Source organism: Vibrio sp. S/42/10 (assembly GCF_029890535.1).
Lineage (GTDB): Bacteria > Pseudomonadota > Gammaproteobacteria > Enterobacterales > Vibrionaceae > Vibrio > Vibrio cyclitrophicus.
Genome location: NZ_JAKMZC010000019.1, coordinates 17786 through 38002, shown reverse-complemented (window position 1 = coordinate 38002; position 20217 = coordinate 17786). Strand labels below are relative to the sequence as shown.

Genomic DNA, 20217 nt, shown 5'->3' with positions numbered 1-20217 from the left:
CTTATGCGATACTAGCTCAGTTGGTAGAGCGCAACCTTGCCAAGGTTGAGGTCATCGGTTCGAACCCGATGTATCGCTCCAAATTCTCTCTTTTTAGAGAACAGAGTCATTGTCTTAAACAATGCATCCGGACGCGGGATGGAGCAGTTTGGTAGCTCGTCGGGCTCATAACCCGAAGGTCGTCGGTTCAAATCCGGCTCCCGCAACCACATTACAGTTAAGCGCTATCTGTTGCTCAAGGCGGTAAGAGTTGCCCAAGGCAGTAAAAGCAGCGATTAACGAATGCGATACTAGCTCAGTTGGTAGAGCGCAACCTTGCCAAGGTTGAGGTCATCGGTTCGAACCCGATGTATCGCTCCAGCTTTCTTCTAAAAGCTATTAAGACCCTTTAAGCCACCGTGTTTTTCTTTGGATCACAGAGTTTAAAGACGACCTAAGGGTCACGCTCTTTCTTTAATGCTGCGAAGCATAATCCCCCCAAAAAGCAAATAATCCTCCATCATGGTGGATATTTTTTTGTCTTAAATATTTCTTAGCAACTGGAATGCTAGTAAACATCAGGTCTCTGAAGCAGATACTTGAGGTTTTTCATATCTATAAACAGACTTATCCACAAAATGTTAGGTGTGGATAACTTGGTTGATAAAGTTGTTTCAGGCTTAATTCTCCACATACCTCTAAAAGATCTTTCTTGTTTTCAATATATTAGCGGAATCGTAGCGATCGTAACTTGTTGTTTTTTATCAAGTTGAGTGCTTGTGTTGAATTTGGTAAAAGATCGTTAACTTGTTGTTTTTTGATCTTAATCATTTATCGGTACTGTGTTTAACTTTGTGAGGGTGTCGGAAGTTTACGAGAAATCTGAATTTTTTCCACATTGTTAAAATTGAGAACAAGGTCAAACATTGTTCTAAAATTATGTGCAACGAGTTGTCTTAAATGTTGGATGATTGGTATGAACTAGCCAGTTAAACATTGGTATATAAAGAACTGGGTAGGTATATAAAGAACTAGGTAGGTACGTAAAGAGCTAGGCGTCTCTTGGTAGTCCTTTTTCAACAATGCGTATCAGCCTGTGCTTTTTGGTGAGTATTTTGCTGCTATTTTTTTGCATACAGTTATTTTTCTGCGTAGAGCTATCTTCTTGCACACTGCTAACGTTAGGCAACTGCTGTAGTTGTTTATTCAAAGCCCACTCAATATGCACATCCAACATATCGTTTTTCCCTTGATGAGATTCCAGTGTTTCAACAATGCGTTGCTGGAATGGTGCATTGCCCATAGCAACAAAGATATTGCGTAACCACTGGGTGTGGCCGATGCGTCTTATTGCAGAGCCTTCCATTTTCTTCAAGAAGGTTGCTTCGTCCCAACTTGAAAGCAAAACCAGATCGGCTTCTTGGAAATCTTCTCGGCGGTGAAAGTCTGTTTGCTCTGTGAGTTCAGCATGACGGTTCCATGGGCAAACTAACTGGCAGTCGTCGCAACCGTAAATACGATTACCAATTGCGTCTCTAAATTCTTCCGGGATCACACCATCGTATTCAATGGTTAAGTACGAAATACATTTTCGAGCATCCACGACACCATCAGCAATAATGGCACCCGTTGGACAAGAGGTGATACATGCGGTGCATTTGCCGCACTCATCGACACTAGGTTCATCAACAGGAAGCGGGATGTTAACTAATAACTCCCCTAGAAAAAACCAAGAGCCCGCGTCTTTATCGAGAATTAACGAGTGTTTACCTGTCCAACCCAACCCCGCTTTTTGAGCGAGCGGTCTTTCCAAAATAGGCGCTGAATCGACGAAAGGACGTGAGTCTAAACCTTCGACTTCCTTCTCGATTCTTTGTCCTAGCTTTTTCAATTGGTTACGGAACAATTTATGATAATCGCGGCCTAAAGAATAACGGCTGATATAACCTTGAGTGGTATCGCTTAGGTTAGAGGCAAATTGCGCTTCCGGTGGTAGGTAGTTCATTCGGGCGCTGATCACTCGAATGGTGCCAGGATGAAGCTCATTAGGGCGAGCTCGCATCATTCCATGTCGAGCCATCCAATCCATTTCGCCGTGATTACCAGCATCTAGCCATGCTTGAAGAGGGGCTTCGTGTTCACTTAAATCAACATCGCAGATGCCAACTTTTTGAAAGCCTAACTCTTTTCCCCAGATTTTAATTTTTTCAGCAAGATGGTCTAGATTCATGGCTTAATTCTTATTTTCTCTGTTTTACAATTAGAGATAAGGCTAATTAAAATTAGGTTCGGCAAAAATGGGGGCGGATCTTAACGGATCTGAGTGGTGTTGACCAGAACAGACGCGTTTTGATCAGTATTTTTCATAGAACTTACACTTGAGTGCTTGTCTCCCAAAAGCATCACGGTTTACTATTCTTGTTCTTTTGATTTTTATATAGTCAACGATCGATTTTTAGAGAACGTATTCATGAGCACGAAACAATTTACTTTGAAAGATGAACAAGCAACGATTCAACTAGGAACGGAGCTTTCTAATCTTTGCTCACAGCAGACGACTATTTATCTGCATGGTGATCTTGGCGCAGGCAAAACGACCTTTAGTCGTGGCTTTGTAAAAGCGCTTGGCCATCAAGGAAATGTAAAGAGCCCTACGTATACTCTAGTTGAACCTTATCAACTTGCCGACTGGCAGGTATATCACTTCGATCTTTATCGCTTAGCCGATCCTGAAGAATTAGAGTTCATGGGGATTCGTGATTACTTCACGCCAGATGCTATCTGTTTGGTTGAATGGCCTGAGAAAGGCTATGGGATGCTACCAGAAGCGGATTTGGACATTGATATTCGTTACCAAGACGATCACCGTATTGTTTCTTTAACCGCTAATAGTGAATACGGACAGCGCTTACTTAGTCAGTTGGAGTTATGTTGATTTCTAAACGCCTTTTTTCAACAGCGGCCATGATGGCTGCTGTTTTCTCTTTACTGTTTTCTTCGCTTGTTTCAGCAAACTCCTTGAAAAGTTTGAGGGTTTGGCCTTCTCCAGAAGAAACTCGTGTGGTTATTGATTTAAAGTCAGAAGCGGACTTTAGCTATTTCACACTGAGTAGCCCGAGCCGCTTGGTTGTCGACTTAAAAAACACCAACCTTGCAACCAAGTTACCGGTCGTGGTGAAAGATAGCCCTGTTCTATCTAAGATTCGTAAGAGCTCACCGCCAGACAAGAGTACTTATCGCCTAGTTTTTGAGTTAAAGAAGTCGTCTAAAGCAGAGTTGTTTAAACTGAGCCCGACTCCGGGTGGTCAGTATGGACACCGCTTGGTGATCGATTTACCTCATGGTGCGGCAAGCAAAGGGACAACAACGTCGACGCCGAGTAAGCCAACGGTAAGCAAAGACATTAATCAGGTGAAGCGTCAGAAAGACATTCTGATCGTGATTGATCCTGGACACGGTGGCGAAGACCCTGGTTCAATCGGTCCATCTCGTAAATATGAAAAGAATGCGACTCTCAGCATTTCGAAAAAGCTCGCCGCCCAGTTGAATGCCGTTCCGGGTATTAAGACTCGTTTGACACGTAATGCTGACTACTTTGTAAACCTGAATCGACGTGTTGCTATTGCTCGTGAGAATGAAGCTCACTTGTTGATCTCTATTCACGCAGATGCGTTTACGACGCCACAACCAAGAGGTGGTTCGGTGTTTGTGTTGAACACTCGACGTGCCAATACTGAGATTTCGCGTTGGATTGAGAATAAAGAGAAACAGTCAGAGTTGCTCGGTGGCAGTGGTGCTGCGTTCACTGGCAATATTGATGATAAAAACGTAAACCAAACCCTGCTTGATCTGCAGTTTAGCCACTCTCAAAAAGAGGGCTATAAACTGGCAACGGCGATTCTATCTGAAATGGGTAAAGTCGCGAAGCTGCATAACAGTAAGCCAATAAACACCAGCTTAGCGGTATTACGCTCACCACAAATTCCATCAGTGTTGGTCGAGACAGGCTTTATTTCAAACCCGACGGAAGAGAAGCTTCTTTTCCAACGTTCGCACCAAGACAAGCTGGCTCGTGCTGTGACTAAAGCCGTTGTTAAGTATTTGAAAGCTAACCCGCCAGAAGGGATTATCTTATCGAATGCGACATCTTCAACAGGCAGCGTAAGCCAACATAAAGTATCGCGGGGTGAGTCTTTATCTGTGATTGCGAGTAAATATGGCACCTCGACGCAAGCCTTGATGAAACTCAATAATCTGAAGTCGAGTAGCCTAGCGATTGGTCAAGTACTTAAGATACCAAGCAGCGCTCAAGGTTCATCATCAAGCAGTGCAGTCAAAACTAAGACTATTACTCACACGGTTAAGTCTGGAGAGTACCTAGGCAAGATCGCCAGCCGTTATAAAGTATTGGTAGCGGACATTAAGCGTGAGAACCGTTTAAAATCTGAAACATTGAGAGTGGGTCAGAAGCTACGTATTACGGTAGAAGTAAAAGACATACCTCTGCGTAAACACAAAGTCGCAAGAGGTGATTACCTAGGTAAGATAGCCTCTAAGTACGGTGTGAGTGTTGATGCTATCCGTAAAGCGAATAACCTACGCTCTGACAGCCTAGCGGTGGGGCAGGTGTTGATTATTCCGCATAAGTAATCTTTTTAACGCAGACATGTTTCCATCAATGGCAGTAAGGTAGCTATAAATATGACGATCAAAATACTGCCAGCTCGGTTAGCGAACCAAATTGCAGCCGGTGAAGTGGTAGAAAGACCCGCTTCTGTTGTGAAGGAGTTGGTTGAAAACAGTTTGGATTCAGGTGCCACACGTATCGATATTGATATCGAGAAAGGTGGCGCCAAGATGATCCGCGTGCGTGACAACGGTAAGGGCATCGTTAAAGATGAACTTGCGTTGGCATTGAGCCGTCATGCGACCTCTAAGATTCATACCCTTGATGACCTCGAGGCGATCGTCAGCCTTGGTTTCCGTGGTGAAGCGCTCGCGAGTATCAGCTCGGTTGCACGTTTAACCATGACTTCGCGCCCTGCGACTCAAGATCAAGCTTGGGCTGCGCACAGCGAGGGCCGAGACATGCAGGTGAAACTGCAACCTGCAGCGCATCCCATTGGCACTTCGGTTGAGGTGTTGGACCTGTTCTTCAACACACCAGCACGTCGCAAGTTCTTACGTACTGAGAAAACCGAATTTACTCACATTGATGAATTGCTTAAGCGAATTGCGTTAAGTCGCTTTGATGTGACGATCAACCTTCGTCATAACGGTAAAATGATTCGTCAATACCGTGCGGCCAAAACCGATGTTCAGGCTGAAAAACGCATTGCAGCGGTATGCGGTAATCCTTTTGTTCGTCATATGCTTAAGATTGAGCTGGAGCATCAAGGTTTGAAGCTTCATGGCTGGATCACCACACCTGAAGGGGCAAGGCAACAAAGCGACCTACAATACTGCTATGTGAATGGTCGTATGATGCGCGATAAGCTGATCAATCATGCGATTCGTCAAAGCTATGAGACCAGCCTACGCCCAGATCAATTCGCAACGTATGTGTTATTCATTGAATTAGACCCGCATCAAGTGGATGTGAATGTTCACCCAGCTAAACATGAAGTGCGCTTTCATCAAGCACGATTAGTACATGATTTTATTTATCAAGCCTTGAGTGATGGCCTGGCACAAAGCAAGCAGATTGATGCAGCTCCGCTCAATCAATCTGCGTTCCATCAGTCAGATACTGATCATTATCAGCAAGATGCTTCTGGCGATGCGACGCGTTTTTCTGATCAAGAAGACACGGTGCCTTCCAACTCAGAGCCAGATTTGGTTTCAGAAAGGGTGCGACATGCCATCGAGCAAACGCCAGCCTATCCAAGAAAAGCTGAATCTGAGCAGGTTTATGATAAACCCCAACACAGCGTTAATGATGCGAGCCAACGCTATAGCTCATCGTCTAATATAGGCTCATCATCTACCACAGGCTCGTCATCTAGCGAAATCAGTTTTACGGGCTCTCCTCGACAAGAGTGGATTGAGTCTCGACCTGCGCCGAAGAAAGAAAAAGAACCGCACCAACATCATGCTGAACCGGCGCCCTCTAAGCGTGAAGTGAAAGCCTACAAAGAGCTTCTGAAAACGCCAGATTTTGATGATCAAGTTGTAGCTCCATCACCTCCTCAAGAGCATGTCGCACCAGCCGAAACCAGAGAAAATATAGAAAATATAGAAGCTAAGTCTGTTCAACAGAATCCCGTTAACTCGAAACCGCGAGCACCCGTCACTGATTTGGGCAAAGCGGTTTCAATTGTTGAGGGGCAGTATCTGGTCATGGGCAATAAGAATGGTTGTGTTCTGGTTTCCTTAGCAAAAGCTGAATTATTGCGTGTTGTGGGTCAACTCGATGCTCGTAACGGGCCATTAAAAAGCCAACCATTACTGGTGCCTTTGTCGATCAAGCTTGGTAGTGAATTGGTTGAAGTCGCGAAAGCGCTGAGCCAAACATTGGCGCTGCTTGGTATTGAGCTTAAAGCACGAAACAGTGAAGCAGTGATGGTGATGGGAGTTCCTTCTCCTCTGAGACAGCAAAACTTACAAATTTTGATCCCAGATCTGTTATCGTACGCGGCTTCAATAAATACTCAGATTTTAGATAATAACGCGGGTAATGTTTTGAACGACCTGTTGCCATCATTGGTTAACTGGGTCGGGATTCAAACGGCACAAGTAAAAAGCGACTACACTTTATCTGAAGCGGTTCAACTAGTTGGGGAACTTGAGCAGCTTTGGCATGGTCTACTTCCATTAGATGATCCAGAGTTTGTTAATCCTATCGACTTTTCGGCGACTATTGCGGCTTTTATGGCTTAGTTTGTAGGTGAATTTTCACCGCTGAGTTTTAGATAAATTAAGCTTATTTCGGCTTCGGCTGTTTACGATTTAATGTGTTGTGATGGCATTGACCTTAGTTACAGGGCACATCGCGACATGAAGCCTTTTTATAAAGCGCTCTAACAGAGAAACAAATACAAAATATCATGACTGAAAAATTACCTTTAGCGTTGTTTTTAATGGGCCCAACGGCATCAGGAAAAACAGATTTAGCTATCCGCTTACGTCAGAAATACCCAGTAGAGATCATCAGTGTTGATTCTGCATTGATCTATAAAGACATGGATATTGGCACCGCTAAACCCGATGCGGAAGAGCTCGCGCTCGCGCCTCATCGCTTGATTGATATTCTGGATCCAAGCGAAGCGTATTCTGCGGCAGATTTTCGTCGTGATGCGATCAGCGAAATGAATAAGATTGTAGCGGAAGGAAAAATCCCGTTACTGGTTGGCGGCACGATGCTGTATTACAAGGCGTTGTTGGAAGGTTTATCGCCACTACCCGCTGCGGATCAAGAGATACGCAAGCAGATTGAAGCGGAATCTATCGAGCAAGGTTGGCAAGCTTTGCATGATCAATTAAGAGAGATAGATCCCGTATCCGCTGAAAGAATACACCCAAATGATCCACAAAGGCTTTCAAGGGCATTGGAAGTTTACCGAATTTCGGGTAAAACATTAACTGAGCTAACTCAAACGAAAGGCGATAGCCTGCCATTTCGTGTGAAACAATTTGCTATAGCTCCCAAGGAAAGGACTGAACTCCATCGTCGTATTGAGCTGCGTTTCGAGAAAATGATAGAAGCGGGGTTTGAGGATGAAATGAAGGCGTTGTATGCCAGAAAAGATCTTCACCCAGAGCTACCTTCGATCCGATGCGTTGGTTATAGACAGATGTGGGATTATTTAGACGGGAATTGTGATTTAGACGAAGCGGTTTTCCGTGGTGTCTGTGCAACTCGTCAGTTGGCCAAGCGACAAATCACCTGGTTGCGCAGTTGGGATGATTTAACTTGGTTAGATAGCGAAAACATTGATCAAGCGTTAGAAACTCTTTCAGATGCAATAGCATCTGATTAGTATTGCTGTGTATAATGTGATCGCTTTTGCGTGAATATACTCTGGAAAGGATCAGTTATTGAGGCTTTTAAAAAATCACAGCCTTTCAATAACAACGGAGTTTTTTTATTCGTTTAGCTCAGATGCAAAGGCCGCACCTTTTTGTGCACCACTAGCTAAATAATTACAACAAAATATAAATAAGGAAAATAAAATGGCTAAGGGGCAATCGCTACAAGACCCATTCCTAAATGCACTCCGTCGTGAGCGCATTCCAGTCTCTATCTATCTTGTTAACGGCATTAAGCTGCAAGGTCAGATCGAGTCTTTCGATCAATTCGTGATCTTATTGAAGAACACAGTAAACCAAATGGTTTACAAGCATGCGATCTCTACTGTGGTTCCTGCTCGTGCAGTTAGTCACCACAGCGGCGAGCAACGTGCTCCATCTGATCGTCCAGAGAAGACTGAAGATTAATCGTTCAATTGATACAGCTTGCGCTGTAATAAGGAGTTGGTTGCTTGTTTGACCGTTATGAATCTGGCGAGCGAGCCGTACTTGTTCATATCAACTTCACGCAAGAGGGAGAATGGGAAGATCTAAGCGAGTGTGAAATGCTGGTCTCTTCTGCGGGGGTAGAAACGCTACAAGTTATTACTGGTAGCCGACAATCCCCACTCCCTAAATACTACGTTGGAGAAGGTAAAGCCCTAGAAATCGCTCAAGCCGTTCAGCTGACCGGAGCTGAAATTGTGATTTTTAACCACTCTCTCTCTCCTGCCCAAGAGCGAAACCTTGAACAGTTGTGCAAATGTCGTGTGATTGATCGCACGGGTTTGATCTTAGATATCTTTGCACAGCGTGCACGAACTCACGAAGGTAAACTGCAAGTTGAGCTCGCTCAGCTTCGTCATATTTCTACCCGACTGATTCGAGGTTGGACTCACCTTGAAAGGCAGAAAGGTGGTATTGGTCTTCGTGGTCCAGGTGAAACTCAACTGGAAACCGATCGACGTTTGCTGCGTGACCGTATAAAGGCAATATTGCGTCGTTTAGCGAAAGTCGCTAAGCAGCGTGAACAAGGACGACGTGCTCGTAATCGAGCTGAAATCCCAACAATTTCTTTGGTTGGTTATACCAACGCAGGGAAATCAACACTTTTCAATCGCATCACAAGTGCAGGTGTTTATGCTGCAGACCAGCTGTTTGCAACCCTAGACCCAACACTACGTAAGATTGATTTGGCAGATGTCGGGCCTGCAATTCTCGCAGATACCGTAGGTTTTATCCGCCATCTACCACATGATTTGGTCGCTGCATTTAAGGCAACGTTACAAGAGACGCAGGAAGCTGACATTTTGTTACATGTTGTTGATGCCAGTGATGACCGCTTTCGTGAGAATATTCAGGCTGTTCATGATGTATTAGAAGAGATCGATGCTCATGAAGTGCCAACCCTTGTAGTCATGAATAAGATTGACTGCATGGAAGACCAAAAACCTCGAATTGAAAGAGACGAAGAGGGCGCACCACGCGCTGTTTGGGTTTCTGCAATGGAAGGAGAAGGTATTGAACTGCTGTTTGAAGCTTTAACTGAGCGTTTAGCGAGTCAGATGGTTCAATTCCGGTTGTGTATTCCACATCAACATCAGGGCCGTATTCGTAGCTTATTCTTTGAGATGAAATGTATTCAACAGGAAGAGTATGATGAAAATGGTAACTTGTTGATAGATATTAGAATGCAACAAATAGATTGGTCTAAACTCGAAAAAAGAGAAGGGGCGCTCTTAGGTGACTTTATCGTTACCAAAGAGACTGCTACAGTATAACGTCATATCAATGATGGAGTTTTCTAATGGCGTGGAATGAGCCTGGAAATAACAACAACGGCGATAATAACGGCCGCGATAACGACCCTTGGGGTAAGAATAATAATCGCGGCGGCCGAGATCAAGGACCGCCAGATCTAGACGAAGTGTTTAGTAAACTAAGTCAAAAGTTAGGTGGCAAGTTTGGTAAAAAGGGTGGTAGCGGTAACGGACCATCTATTGGTGGTGGCGGTGCAATTGGCTTTGGTGTCATTGCCGTTATTGCGATTGCTATCTGGTTCTTCGCTGGTTTCTACACCGTTGGCGAAGCAGAAAGAGCAGTAGTACTTCGATTGGGTCAGTTCGACCGTATCGAAGAGCCTGGTCTTAACTGGCACCCACGCTTCATCGATGAAATCAAAGATGAGCAACTAGTAAACGTTCAAGCGATTCGTTCTCTACGTGCTGCTGGCACGATGCTAACGAAAGATGAAAACGTTGTGACCGTTGAAATGGGTGTTCAATACCGTGTTTCTGACCCATACAAGTACTTGTATCGTGTAACGAATGCAGACGACAGTTTACGCCAAGCAACCGATTCTGCGCTTCGTGCGGTAATTGGTGACTCACTAATGGATAGTATCCTGACAAGTGGTCGTCAACAGATTCGTCAAAGCACTCAAGAAACGTTGAACCGTATTATTGATAGCTACGACATGGGTATTCTGATTGTTGATGTGAACTTCCAGTCAGCACGTCCACCTGAGCAAGTGAAAGATGCATTTGATGATGCTATCGCGGCTCGTGAGGATGAAGAGCGTTTCGAGCGTGAAGCTGAAGCTTACCGAAATGACATTCTTCCAAAAGCAACAGGTCGTGCTGAGCGTTTGAAGAAAGAAGCGGTGGGTTACTCAGAGCGCACAGTTAATGGTGCTCTAGGTCAAGTGGCTCAGTTCGAGAAACTGCTACCTGAATACCAAGCAGCTCCTGAAGTAACACGTAACCGTATGTACCTTGATACAATGGAAAAAGTGTACTCAAGCACATCGAAAGTCCTGATTGATTCTGAATCAAGTGGTAACTTGCTATACCTACCAATTGATAAGCTAGGCGCACAAAGTGGTTCTCAGTCGGGCACTCGCCCTGCAAAAGCATCATCAACTTACGATCAAATTGAGTTAGAAACTCAAGCGGATCCAAAGTCTAGCACTCAAACTCGTTCAGACAGTTCACGTCAAGGGAGATACTAATAATGCGTAAATTAATGATCCCTGTATTAGTTGTGACGATTGCCCTTTTATTGATGTCACTATTTGTGATTCAAGAAGGCGAACGTGGCATGGTAATTCGTTTTGGTCGAGTTCTCGATGACAACGGCGTATCACGAATCTATGAACCAGGCCTGCACTTTAAACTGCCTATGTTTGATCGCGTAAAAGTGCTTGATGCTCGTATTCAAACGATGGATGGTCGTTCTGACCGTTTCGTAACGTCAGAGAAAAAAGACGTTCTAATTGATACCTACGCAAAATGGCGTATTGCTGATTTTGGACGTTTTTATCTGAGTACAGGCGGCGGCAACATCATGACGGCAGAAGCACTTCTTGAGCGTAAAGTGACAGATGTTCTTCGTTCTGAAATTGGTTCTCGTGAAATTAAGCAGATCGTATCAGGCCCTCGTAATAAGGACATCCTGCCAGACTCTGCTGATAGCGAAGTCGTCACAACGGTAGCGGCTGCAGAAGCACTAGAAGTTGATGGCGAACGCGATAAGATCATGGAAAACGTTTTGTCTGGAACGGCAGAAAGTGCGATGGCTGATTTAGGTGTTGAAGTTGTTGATTTCCGAATGAAGAAGATTAACCTTCCTGACGAAATCAGTGAATCTATCTACCGCCGTATGCGTGCAGAGCGTGAGTCGGTTGCTCGTAGACACCGTTCACAGGGTCGTGAGAAAGCGGAAGTTATCCGTGCTCAAGCTGAGCTAGAAGTGGCAACAGTTCTTGCTGAAGCTGACCGTACAGCTCGAATCACTCGTGGTGATGCTGATGCAGAAGCAGCGAAGATCTACTCTGATGCGTTCAGCAAAGATCCTGAGTTCTATGGCTTTATGCGTTCACTGCAAGCTTATGAGACATCATTTAGCGATAAGAGCGACATTCTAGTACTGGATCCGAAGACTGACTTCTTCCAATACATGAATCAAGCAAGCGGCGCTCCAGCAAAATAAGCTGATGCGTTAGCGAATGCTTAGCTCAATAAGCAAAATACGTTAAAACTCAAAAGGCTCCTATTATGGGAGCCTTTTTGTTTTCTATGACCTATTTCAGGACGAGACATGTTTGCGGATTCGCTATTGGGGCGCGAGGGAAGGCGCTTAACAGAGTGGTACTTATAAACAGATTAGTACTTATAGAAACTAACGGTAGGTCATGAAAGCGATAACGGCGCCAGCGACCACAAGACAACCGCCAATGCGTCGCAGTTGCGTGTCGGGTTGTTCGCTCAGTTGCGCGACCATGTTTCTCCAGCCATTGGGTGCAATCAAAGGGCCGAGCCCTTCAACAATAAGTACGAGCCCAATAGCGAGCCAAATTGATTGAGACATGCTTCTGCCTTTTGTCTGTAAAAACGCAATGATATCAGCATCTTTACACATTCGCCTTCAGTTACGGGTGGTTTATTTCTGTACAGCATTAACGTTTATGAACAAAAAGTGACTGCAAGAAGTGTGATTCAGTGCTAGAATCCATTTTTAATTAGCAACAGAAATTGGAAAGATGGGAAATAACGTAGTCGTTCTAGGCACCCAATGGGGTGATGAAGGTAAAGGTAAAATCGTTGACCTTTTAACTGAAGATGCAAAATACGTGGTTCGCTACCAAGGCGGTCACAATGCAGGTCACACACTTGTAATTGACGGTGAAAAAACCGTTCTTCACTTAATTCCATCAGGTATCCTACGCAATAACGTTAAATGTGTTATTGGTAACGGTGTAGTATTATCGCCTGACGCACTTCTAAAAGAAATGAAGCCTCTTGAAGATCGCGGTATTCCAGTACGTGAGCGTCTTTTCATCTCTGAAGCTTGTCCTCTAATTCTTCCGTACCACATTGCTATCGACAACGCGCGTGAAATCGCTCGTGGCGCTAAAGCTATCGGTACAACGGGTCGTGGTATCGGTCCTGCTTACGAAGATAAAGTTGCTCGTCGCGGTCTACGCGTTGGCGACCTTTTCGATAAAGAAGCATTCGCTGAGAAGCTAAAAGAAGTTATGGAATTCCACAACTTCCAACTAGAGCACTTCTACAAAGCTGAAACAGTAAGCTACGAAGAAGTTCTTGAGCAAGCGATGAGCTACGCAGACATGTTAACTGCGATGGTTATCGACGTAACTGACGAACTAGACGCAGCACGTAAGCGCGGCGACAAGATCATGTTCGAAGGTGCTCAAGGTACGCTACTAGATATCGACCACGGTACTTACCCATACGTAACGTCTTCTAACACGACTGCTGGTGGTGTTGCTGCAGGTTCTGGTTTCGGTCCTCGTCATATCGGTTACATCCTTGGTATCACTAAGGCTTACTGTACTCGTGTTGGTTCAGGTCCATTCCCAACTGAGCTATACGATGGCCTTGAGAAGCAAGACCCAGTTGGTAAACACCTAGGCGATGTTGGTCACGAGTTTGGCGCAACAACGGGTCGTCTACGTCGTACTGGTTGGTTCGATGCTGTTGCTATGCGTCGTGCAATCCAAATCAACTCTCTATCTGGTATGTGTCTAACTAAACTAGACGTTCTAGATGGCCTAGAAGAGCTAAAGATCTGTACTGGTTACAAGATGAAAGATGGTTCTATCCTAGAAGTTTCTCCAATGGCTGCTGAGTCATTTGAAGAAGCAACGCCAATCTACGAAACAATGCCTGGTTGGTCTGAAAACACATTTGGTGCTAAATCTATCGACGCGCTTCCACAAGCTGCTCTAGATTACATCAAGCGTATCGAAGACCTAACTGGTGTTCCAATTGATATCGTATCAACTGGCCCAGATCGTAACGAAACTATCATCAAGGTTCACCCATACGGCGCATAATGCCCGTTGAGTGATTACCACAGCACAAATCGTACTGTGGTAATTAAAGTACTTTGCTAGTTAAAGTGCTCTGATAATGAAATAGTTTTCTAAAAGCCGACTTTATTAAGTCGGCTTTTTAATACCTGCAATGTGGCTAAGCACTCTTTGATGGTGATATTTTAAGCGTCATCAGGCAAAATATTGCCCATTAGCGGCAAGTTTTGTCTAAAGCCGTCAGGGTTATTGCCGATACAGATATCATGGAAAGTGAAGTTCACCCTATTTTGGGGCTTGTAGAGATTGTCTGCATCCACCAAGAGATAACTTTAGCGACAGATAATAGAGTGCAGGTATGAAGCTACGAATTGTGGCAGCTTCATTGATAATGGCGCTGAGCTCACCCTTGAGTCATGCAAATTTGGCTGAAGTGGGAGAGCCTGTTCCAATATACACAGAAGCTGAACTGATTAAGTTAATCGAAAATAATCAACATCTTGAGCGTGTGAAAGCGGATAAGTGCCAACTAGTGGAAGACATCGTTGCGCGTGCAACGCGTATTAGTTTGCCTTCTTATGAGTTTTTATACGGCGATATGTTGGCGTGGGGCGTGTGTGTTCCACAAGATGTAGAGCTTGGCCTTTACTATATGGAAAACGCGGCACATCAAGGTTTGCCAGCTGCGCTAGAACAGCTAGGGCGTTATTACTCTCGTGGTACTTTGGTACAACAAGACAAAGAGCGCGCGATTCCGTATTTACGTGAAGCCGCCTCTATGGGGAACCTAAGTGCGAGTATTCACTTAGCGGAACTCTTGCTGCGTGATTACGGTAGCCCGTTAGATTATGAAGATGCTTACCGTTGGTTGTATAACTCGGTAACGGCTGATCAAAGACAACACAAACGCATCACTGTGCTTCGTAGCGGTTTAGAACAGAGAATGCCAGACAATATTATTGCACGAGCAAAACGTCGAGACGTGTTCTGGTAAGAGCGATTATTGAATGAGCGTTGATGATTAATGACTGCACTCGTTAATGATTGACCTACATTAAAAAGGCCTCATAGGTATATACCGATGAGGCCTTTTTTGATTTAACCGTTGTCTCGATTTACCCGCTTTTTAGAGTTAACAGAAAGCGCAGCGAATGAGTTGGAGTCGTTATTGAACTACTTCACCAGACTCAATCACCGTTTCACGAACAATTTTGGTGAAGTCGAGTGCTTCTTGGCGGATCTTATCTTCGTCTACCGTTAACATGTCGCGGTCTTGCATGATGATCTTGCCATCGACGATGGTGTGGCGAACGTTGCCAGAGTTAGCTGAGTACACTAATGCAGAGTATGGGTTGTAGACAGGTACCATGTTCGGAGCCTTAGTATCGATTACTATGATGTCGGCTAGCTTACCCGCCTCAAGAGAACCGATCTTATCTTCCATGTGTAGCGCTTTTGCTGCGCCCATTGTCGCCATGTCGATCACTTTGATCGGCGGCATTGCAGCACGATCTTTATTAACCAGTTTGTGAACTTTAGCCACTTGGTTGAACTCATCAATGGTGCTCAGTGTGTTACCTGACATTGGACCATCAGTACCTAGACCAATACGCACGTCTTCGTCATACATCTTAAGTGCTGGTGATACACCTTTTGCTGATTTGATGTTAGCACTCATGTTATGAGCGACACCCATATCTGACTTTTTCACCAGTTCGATATCATGGTCATCAACCAAGATCATGTGTGCACCCACCCAGTTTTTGTTGAGTGCGCCAATGCTGTCCATGTATTGAACTGGGGATAGGCCTTCTGAGCGTTCGGCGATTTTCTCTTCTTCGCGGTGCGATTCAGCAAGATGAATCATCACAGGTACATCTAACTCTAGAGAGAGCTTGGAAATTTTCTGCAGGATCTCAGTCGTATTTGTGTAAGGCGCATGTGGGGCAAACGCTGGGGTGATACGCGGGTGATCTTTGTATTCTTCAATGAAGTTTAATGCGTACTTAATGCCCTCTTCGGCGTTGGCTGCATCAGCGACTGGGAACTTAATCACGGTTTCACCAAGAATGGCACGCATACCGATCTTATCGACGGTTTTCGCTACTTCATCTTCAAAGTAGTACATGTCGGCGTAAGTGGTTACACCGCCTTTTACCATTTCGACGTTACCTAGGTTAGCACCAATACGTACCATGTCGCGTGACACCAACTTCTTCTCTAATGGGAAGATGTAGCGGTGCAGGCGATCAGGCACATCATCGGCTAGTGAGCGGAAAACCGTCATTGATACGTGAGTATGAGTATTGATGAGACCTGGCATAACGATGTCACCATCCACATCGAGTACCTGCTTAGCTTGGTATTGCTTCTCTAATGAAGCATCGCCTACCGCAATGATCTTATTGTCTTTCACGACAACAGTGCCGCTTTCATAAACCGTTTTGTCTTGATTCATAGTGAGAACCATCGCATCGGTAATCATTAGATCGGCTTTTTCCATCGCTGAACTTGCAAATGGAAATAGAGCGAGGCTTGCCATTGCTGAAGCCAGTAGGGTGCGTTTTAATTTCATATCAATACTCAGAACAGGAGTTGGTAAAGTGTGTGGATAATAGTGTATTTCATTCATGCCGCAAACGTTTGTTTTATCGTTTGCTTCAAATTCTGATGATAAACGTGGCTATGAAATAATGTTTCACAGCATGAAAATGGACGTCAATCTGAGGTTATTTTAGGCTTTTCCAAAGCATATCTGTAGGTTACCTCTAGCATCAGATATACTAGGGGTATATACATTCCTTGCTTAAGCAGGCCCGCCTATGTCAAAAAACACACCAATGCCAGAAAACACGACAGCGACAACCACTGTTGACCCTTTTGCCGACCGAGAGTCGAAAAATTACGAAAACCCAGTACCAAGCCGAGAGTTCATTATTTCGTTCCTAACAGAAGCGAATATTCCAATGAACCGTAATGACCTATTCGAAGCTTTGGGCCTTGCTGGAGAGGAGCAATATGAAGGGCTGCGTCGTCGTTTACGTGCAATGGAGCGTGATGGACAGCTAATCTTTACTCGTCGTCAGTGCTATGCATTGCCCGAGAAGATGGAACTGATTAAAGGCTATGTGATCGGTCATAAAGACGGTCATGGTTGGGTTCGCCCAGATGGCAGTGTAGGTAAAGATAACGATATCTTGTTGCCGCATCATCAGATGAAAACCATCATGCACGGGGATTACGTGTTGGCTCAGCCGACTGATAACAGTAAGCGTGGTCGTCGTGAAGGTCGTTTAGTGCGTGTTCTTGAAGAGCGCAAAACGCCACTGGTTGGTCGCTTCTTCCTAGAATACGGCCATTCTTATGTGGTTGCTGATGATTCACGTATTAGTCATGATATTCAGATCCCTACTGAGCATAAAGGCGGTGCTCGAATGGGTAATGTGGTTGTGATTGAAATTACGGATCGCGGTGGTCGTTCTCGTAACATGATGGGTAAAGTCACTGAAGTTCTTGGTGAGAACATGGCGCCGGGTATGGAAACGCAAATTGCGATCCGTACTCACCAGATCCCACAAGAGTGGCCTGAAGCGGTAGATAAGCAAATCGAAAACCTTGGTGAGCATGTTCCTGAGGAAGCAAAAGAAGGGCGTGTTGACCTGCGTAAACTGCCATTAGTTACCATTGATGGTGAAGATGCACGTGACTTCGATGATGCCGTTTACTGTGAAGCGAAGAAAGGCGGAGGTTGGCGCCTATGGGTAGCGATTGCTGACGTAAGTTACTACGTTCGCCCTGATACTGCGCTAGACAAAGAAGCGATTAACCGTGGTAACTCGGTATACTTCCCGTCACAAGTGGTGCCAATGCTGCCAGAAGTCCTTTCTAACGGCTTATGTTCACTGAACCCTCAAGTCGACCGTTTATGTATGGTGTGTGAGATGACTATCTCAGACAAAGGTAAACTGTCGGGCTACAAGCACTACGAAGCAGTAATGAATTCTCATGCTCGTCTTACTTACAACAAAGTAGGCGCAATCTTAGATGGCAATGAAGAACTTCGCGAGCGTTACGAGCCAGAAGTACCGCATCTTGAAGAACTGCATAAGATGTACAAAGTACTTAAGAAAACGCGTGATGAGCGTGGTGCGATTGAGTTTGAAACGGTCGAAACGAAATTCATCTTCAATGCGGATCGTAAGATCGACCGTATTGAACCAGTAATCCGTAACGATGCACACAAGATCATCGAAGAATGTATGATTCTTGCGAATATCGCATCGGCATCTTACGTAGAAAAAGCGAAAGAGCCTGCTCTGTACCGTGTTCATGAAACTCCGGGCGAAGAGCGCTTAATGGGCTTCAAGAGCTTCTTAAGTGAATTAGGTTTAACACTGGAAGGTGGCCTGTCGCCATCTCCAGTAGACTACGCACAACTGATGCAACAGATTAACGAGCGTGAAGATCGTGAGTTAATCCAAACTATGCTGCTGCGTTCAATGAAGCAAGCGGTATACAACGCGGATAACGCGGGTCACTTTGGTTTAGCACTTAAACGCTACGCTCACTTTACCTCGCCGATTCGTCGTTACCCTGACTTGTTATTGCACCGTGCGATTAAGTACCTTATTGCGAAAGAAGGTGGGCGTAACAGCGAACGTTGGACGCCTACCGGTGGTTACCACTACACGTTCGATGATATGGACTTCTACGGCGAGCAGTGTTCAATGACTGAGCGTCGTGCTGATGACGCAACGCGTGAAGTAAACGACTGGCTGAAGTGTGAATACATGCAAGACCATGTCGGTGAAGTGATGGATGGCGTGATTGCCAACGTGACTGGCTTCGGTTTCTTTGTGCGTCTAACTGAACTGCACATCGATGGTTTAGTACATATCTCAGCGCTAGCGAATGATTACTACCAATTCGATGCTGTTGGTCAGCGTTTAGTCGGTGAAAGCTCAGGTAATATCTATCGCTTGGGTGATTCGGTTAAAGTGAAAGTTTCTGCCGTTAATTTAGAAACTCGTCAAATCGACTTCGATCTAGAAGACACCGTTCGTCAGCCACGCGGCAAAGGTAAAACAGCCAAGAAGCGTGCTGCAGAAGCGATGAAAAAGGCGAAAAGTAAGAAGCGTTCAGCGGTGAAGAGCAATCAGCCAGGCGTTTCTGCGAAACCTTTAGTTGAACCCACTAAGCGACCAGATGGCAGTAGCGAAAGTTCAGCTAAGAAAAAGTCGTCGAATAAAACCGGTGCGGCTAAGGCGCGAGCTAAGAAAAAGCGTACAGCAAGCCGTAAGCCAAAGGCTGACAAGTCTTAAAGCTTTTTGGGTTACAAGGGTTAGCCTTTAACTGATTAAATGCGAGAGTATCAGGCGGAAGATGCATGCTCTCGAAATAAACAATACAGAGATGGATGCATCGGGTTTGATGTCGTTCATCTCTGAGCAATAAGAGTAATTTGAGACAATGAGTAACGAATTTATTTACGGTATTCACGCGGTGAAAGCCGTACTAGAAAAAGATCCTGCGCGCTTTATCGAAGCTTATGTATTGAAGGGCCGCCAAGACGAGCGTCTTCTTCCATTACTGAACCAACTGCAGCAGTTTGGTGTGTCGATTCAACAGATGGGTCGTAAGCCGCTTGATGAAAAATCACAAGGCGCGAATCACCAAGGCATTATCGCTAAGGTGAAACCTGCTAAGCAGCTTAATGAAACTCACCTAGACGACATCCTAGCGCAGCACGAACAACCGTTACTGTTGGTTCTAGATGGTGTAACAGATCCGCACAACCTAGGCGCTTGTCTGCGTAACGCAGATGCGGCGGGTGTTGCTGCGGTTATCGTACCGAAAGACCGTTCTTCGCCTTTAACGGCAACGGTTAGCAAGGTAGCGTGTGGTGCGGCTGAAACGGTTCCTCTAGTACGTGTAACTAACCTTGCTCGTACTATGCGTGCATTGCAAGAACAAGGCGTATGGTTCGTAGGTACAGCCGGCGAAGCAACGCATGATATCTACCAAGCGAAACTAACAGGCCCACTTGCAGTTGTGATGGGAGCCGAAGGTGACGGTATGCGTCGTTTAACTCGTGAAACTTGCGATGATCTGATTAAGATTCCAATGGCAGGTAGCGTATCGAGCTTAAATGTTTCTGTGGCGTCGGGTATTTGCCTGTTCGAAGCGGTAAGACAGCGTTTAGCTCAGTAATGCGTTAACGCTGCTTTAAGTCTATGAATTTATTAGCGCTCACCACTTGCTGGTGGGCGTTTCTTTTTAGGCTGTTATAGCAAAATCCATCGGTTTGTCGGATGGCTAGATGGCGACAGAAAAACTGTTTCATTATTCACCAAATAGCGCTTGCCAATACCGGGTTCTTTCTATAACATTTGCCGTCC

Annotated in this window: 15 protein-coding genes and 3 tRNA genes; 15 read left to right on the top strand and 3 right to left on the bottom strand. The window is 45.1% G+C overall.

Features of this window, described 5'->3' with window-relative positions; translation table 11 throughout:
• Positions 1-5: 5 nt before the first annotated feature.
• From L8S15_RS18255 to L8S15_RS18245, 3 genes are all read left to right on the top strand, one after another.
• A tRNA-Gly gene (locus L8S15_RS18255) sits at positions 6-81 on the top strand.
• A 51-nt stretch (positions 82-132) separates the two neighbouring features.
• Positions 133-209 (top strand) — tRNA-Met (locus L8S15_RS18250).
• A 75-nt stretch (positions 210-284) separates the two neighbouring features.
• Positions 285-360, top strand: a tRNA-Gly gene (locus L8S15_RS18245).
• A 670-nt stretch (positions 361-1030) separates the two neighbouring features.
• Here L8S15_RS18245 and queG read toward each other — a convergent pair.
• Entirely contained in the window at positions 1031-2209 is a 1179-nt protein-coding gene (gene queG, locus L8S15_RS18240; RefSeq protein WP_010434088.1) for a tRNA epoxyqueuosine(34) reductase QueG, read from the bottom strand.
• A 240-nt stretch (positions 2210-2449) separates the two neighbouring features.
• Here queG and tsaE point away from each other — a divergent pair, with 240 nt between their 5' ends.
• The 8 genes from tsaE (at position 2450) to hflC (ending at position 11976) form a co-directional block, all read left to right on the top strand.
• A complete protein-coding gene (gene tsaE, locus L8S15_RS18235) occupies positions 2450-2914 on the top strand; it encodes a tRNA (adenosine(37)-N6)-threonylcarbamoyltransferase complex ATPase subunit type 1 TsaE (RefSeq protein ID WP_004735870.1) in 465 nt (154 codons plus the stop codon).
• Positions 2908-4629, top strand: a complete 1722-nt coding sequence (locus L8S15_RS18230; RefSeq protein WP_010434091.1) for a LysM peptidoglycan-binding domain-containing protein — start codon at positions 2908-2910, stop codon at positions 4627-4629. Before tsaE ends, L8S15_RS18230 begins: the two co-directional genes overlap by 7 nt.
• A gap of 51 nt (positions 4630-4680) precedes the next feature.
• Complete coding sequence (mutL, locus tag L8S15_RS18225; protein ID WP_280574542.1) at positions 4681-6858, top strand: DNA mismatch repair endonuclease MutL; 2178 nt, start codon at positions 4681-4683, stop codon at positions 6856-6858.
• Positions 6859-7025: 167 nt separating this feature from the next.
• On the top strand, positions 7026-7958 hold the full coding sequence (miaA, locus tag L8S15_RS18220) for a tRNA (adenosine(37)-N6)-dimethylallyltransferase MiaA (protein ID WP_010434095.1): 933 nt from the start codon (positions 7026-7028) through the stop codon (positions 7956-7958).
• A gap of 193 nt (positions 7959-8151) precedes the next feature.
• Positions 8152-8415, top strand: coding sequence for an RNA chaperone Hfq (gene hfq, locus L8S15_RS18215; protein WP_010434097.1), 264 nt, complete (start codon positions 8152-8154; stop codon positions 8413-8415).
• A gap of 44 nt (positions 8416-8459) precedes the next feature.
• Positions 8460-9767 (top strand): ribosome rescue GTPase HflX, encoded by a 1308-nt coding sequence (hflX, locus tag L8S15_RS18210; RefSeq protein WP_010434098.1) that lies wholly within the window; start codon positions 8460-8462, stop codon positions 9765-9767.
• Positions 9768-9793: 26 nt separating this feature from the next.
• On the top strand, positions 9794-10996 hold the full coding sequence (gene hflK, locus L8S15_RS18205; RefSeq protein WP_010434100.1) for an FtsH protease activity modulator HflK: 1203 nt from the start codon (positions 9794-9796) through the stop codon (positions 10994-10996).
• A 2-nt stretch (positions 10997-10998) separates the two neighbouring features.
• Positions 10999-11976 (top strand): protease modulator HflC, encoded by a 978-nt coding sequence (hflC, locus tag L8S15_RS18200; protein ID WP_010434102.1) that lies wholly within the window; start codon positions 10999-11001, stop codon positions 11974-11976.
• Positions 11977-12165: 189 nt separating this feature from the next.
• On the opposite strand, the gene L8S15_RS18195 is transcribed toward hflC, so the two are convergent.
• Positions 12166-12354 (bottom strand): DUF2065 domain-containing protein, encoded by a 189-nt coding sequence (locus L8S15_RS18195; RefSeq protein ID WP_010434105.1) that lies wholly within the window; start codon positions 12352-12354, stop codon positions 12166-12168.
• Positions 12355-12526: 172 nt separating this feature from the next.
• Here L8S15_RS18195 and L8S15_RS18190 point away from each other — a divergent pair, with 172 nt between their 5' ends.
• Both L8S15_RS18190 and L8S15_RS18185 read left to right on the top strand, forming a co-directional pair.
• A complete protein-coding gene (locus L8S15_RS18190) occupies positions 12527-13843 on the top strand; it encodes an adenylosuccinate synthase (RefSeq protein WP_010434108.1) in 1317 nt (438 codons plus the stop codon).
• A gap of 334 nt (positions 13844-14177) precedes the next feature.
• Positions 14178-14813, top strand: coding sequence for a tetratricopeptide repeat protein (locus L8S15_RS18185; RefSeq protein WP_010434109.1), 636 nt, complete (start codon positions 14178-14180; stop codon positions 14811-14813).
• A 171-nt stretch (positions 14814-14984) separates the two neighbouring features.
• Here L8S15_RS18185 and L8S15_RS18180 read toward each other — a convergent pair whose 3' ends face one another.
• On the bottom strand, positions 14985-16394 hold the full coding sequence (locus L8S15_RS18180) for an amidohydrolase (protein WP_280574535.1): 1410 nt from the start codon (positions 16392-16394) through the stop codon (positions 14985-14987).
• Positions 16395-16641: 247 nt separating this feature from the next.
• Here L8S15_RS18180 and rnr point away from each other — a divergent pair, with 247 nt between their 5' ends.
• Together rnr and rlmB are read left to right on the top strand one after the other, a co-directional pair.
• Complete coding sequence (rnr, locus tag L8S15_RS18175; protein ID WP_010434112.1) at positions 16642-19140, top strand: ribonuclease R; 2499 nt, start codon at positions 16642-16644, stop codon at positions 19138-19140.
• Between the two features lie 148 nt (positions 19141-19288).
• Positions 19289-20029, top strand: a complete 741-nt coding sequence (rlmB, locus tag L8S15_RS18170) for a 23S rRNA (guanosine(2251)-2'-O)-methyltransferase RlmB (protein ID WP_010434114.1) — start codon at positions 19289-19291, stop codon at positions 20027-20029.
• Positions 20030-20217 lie beyond the last annotated feature (188 nt).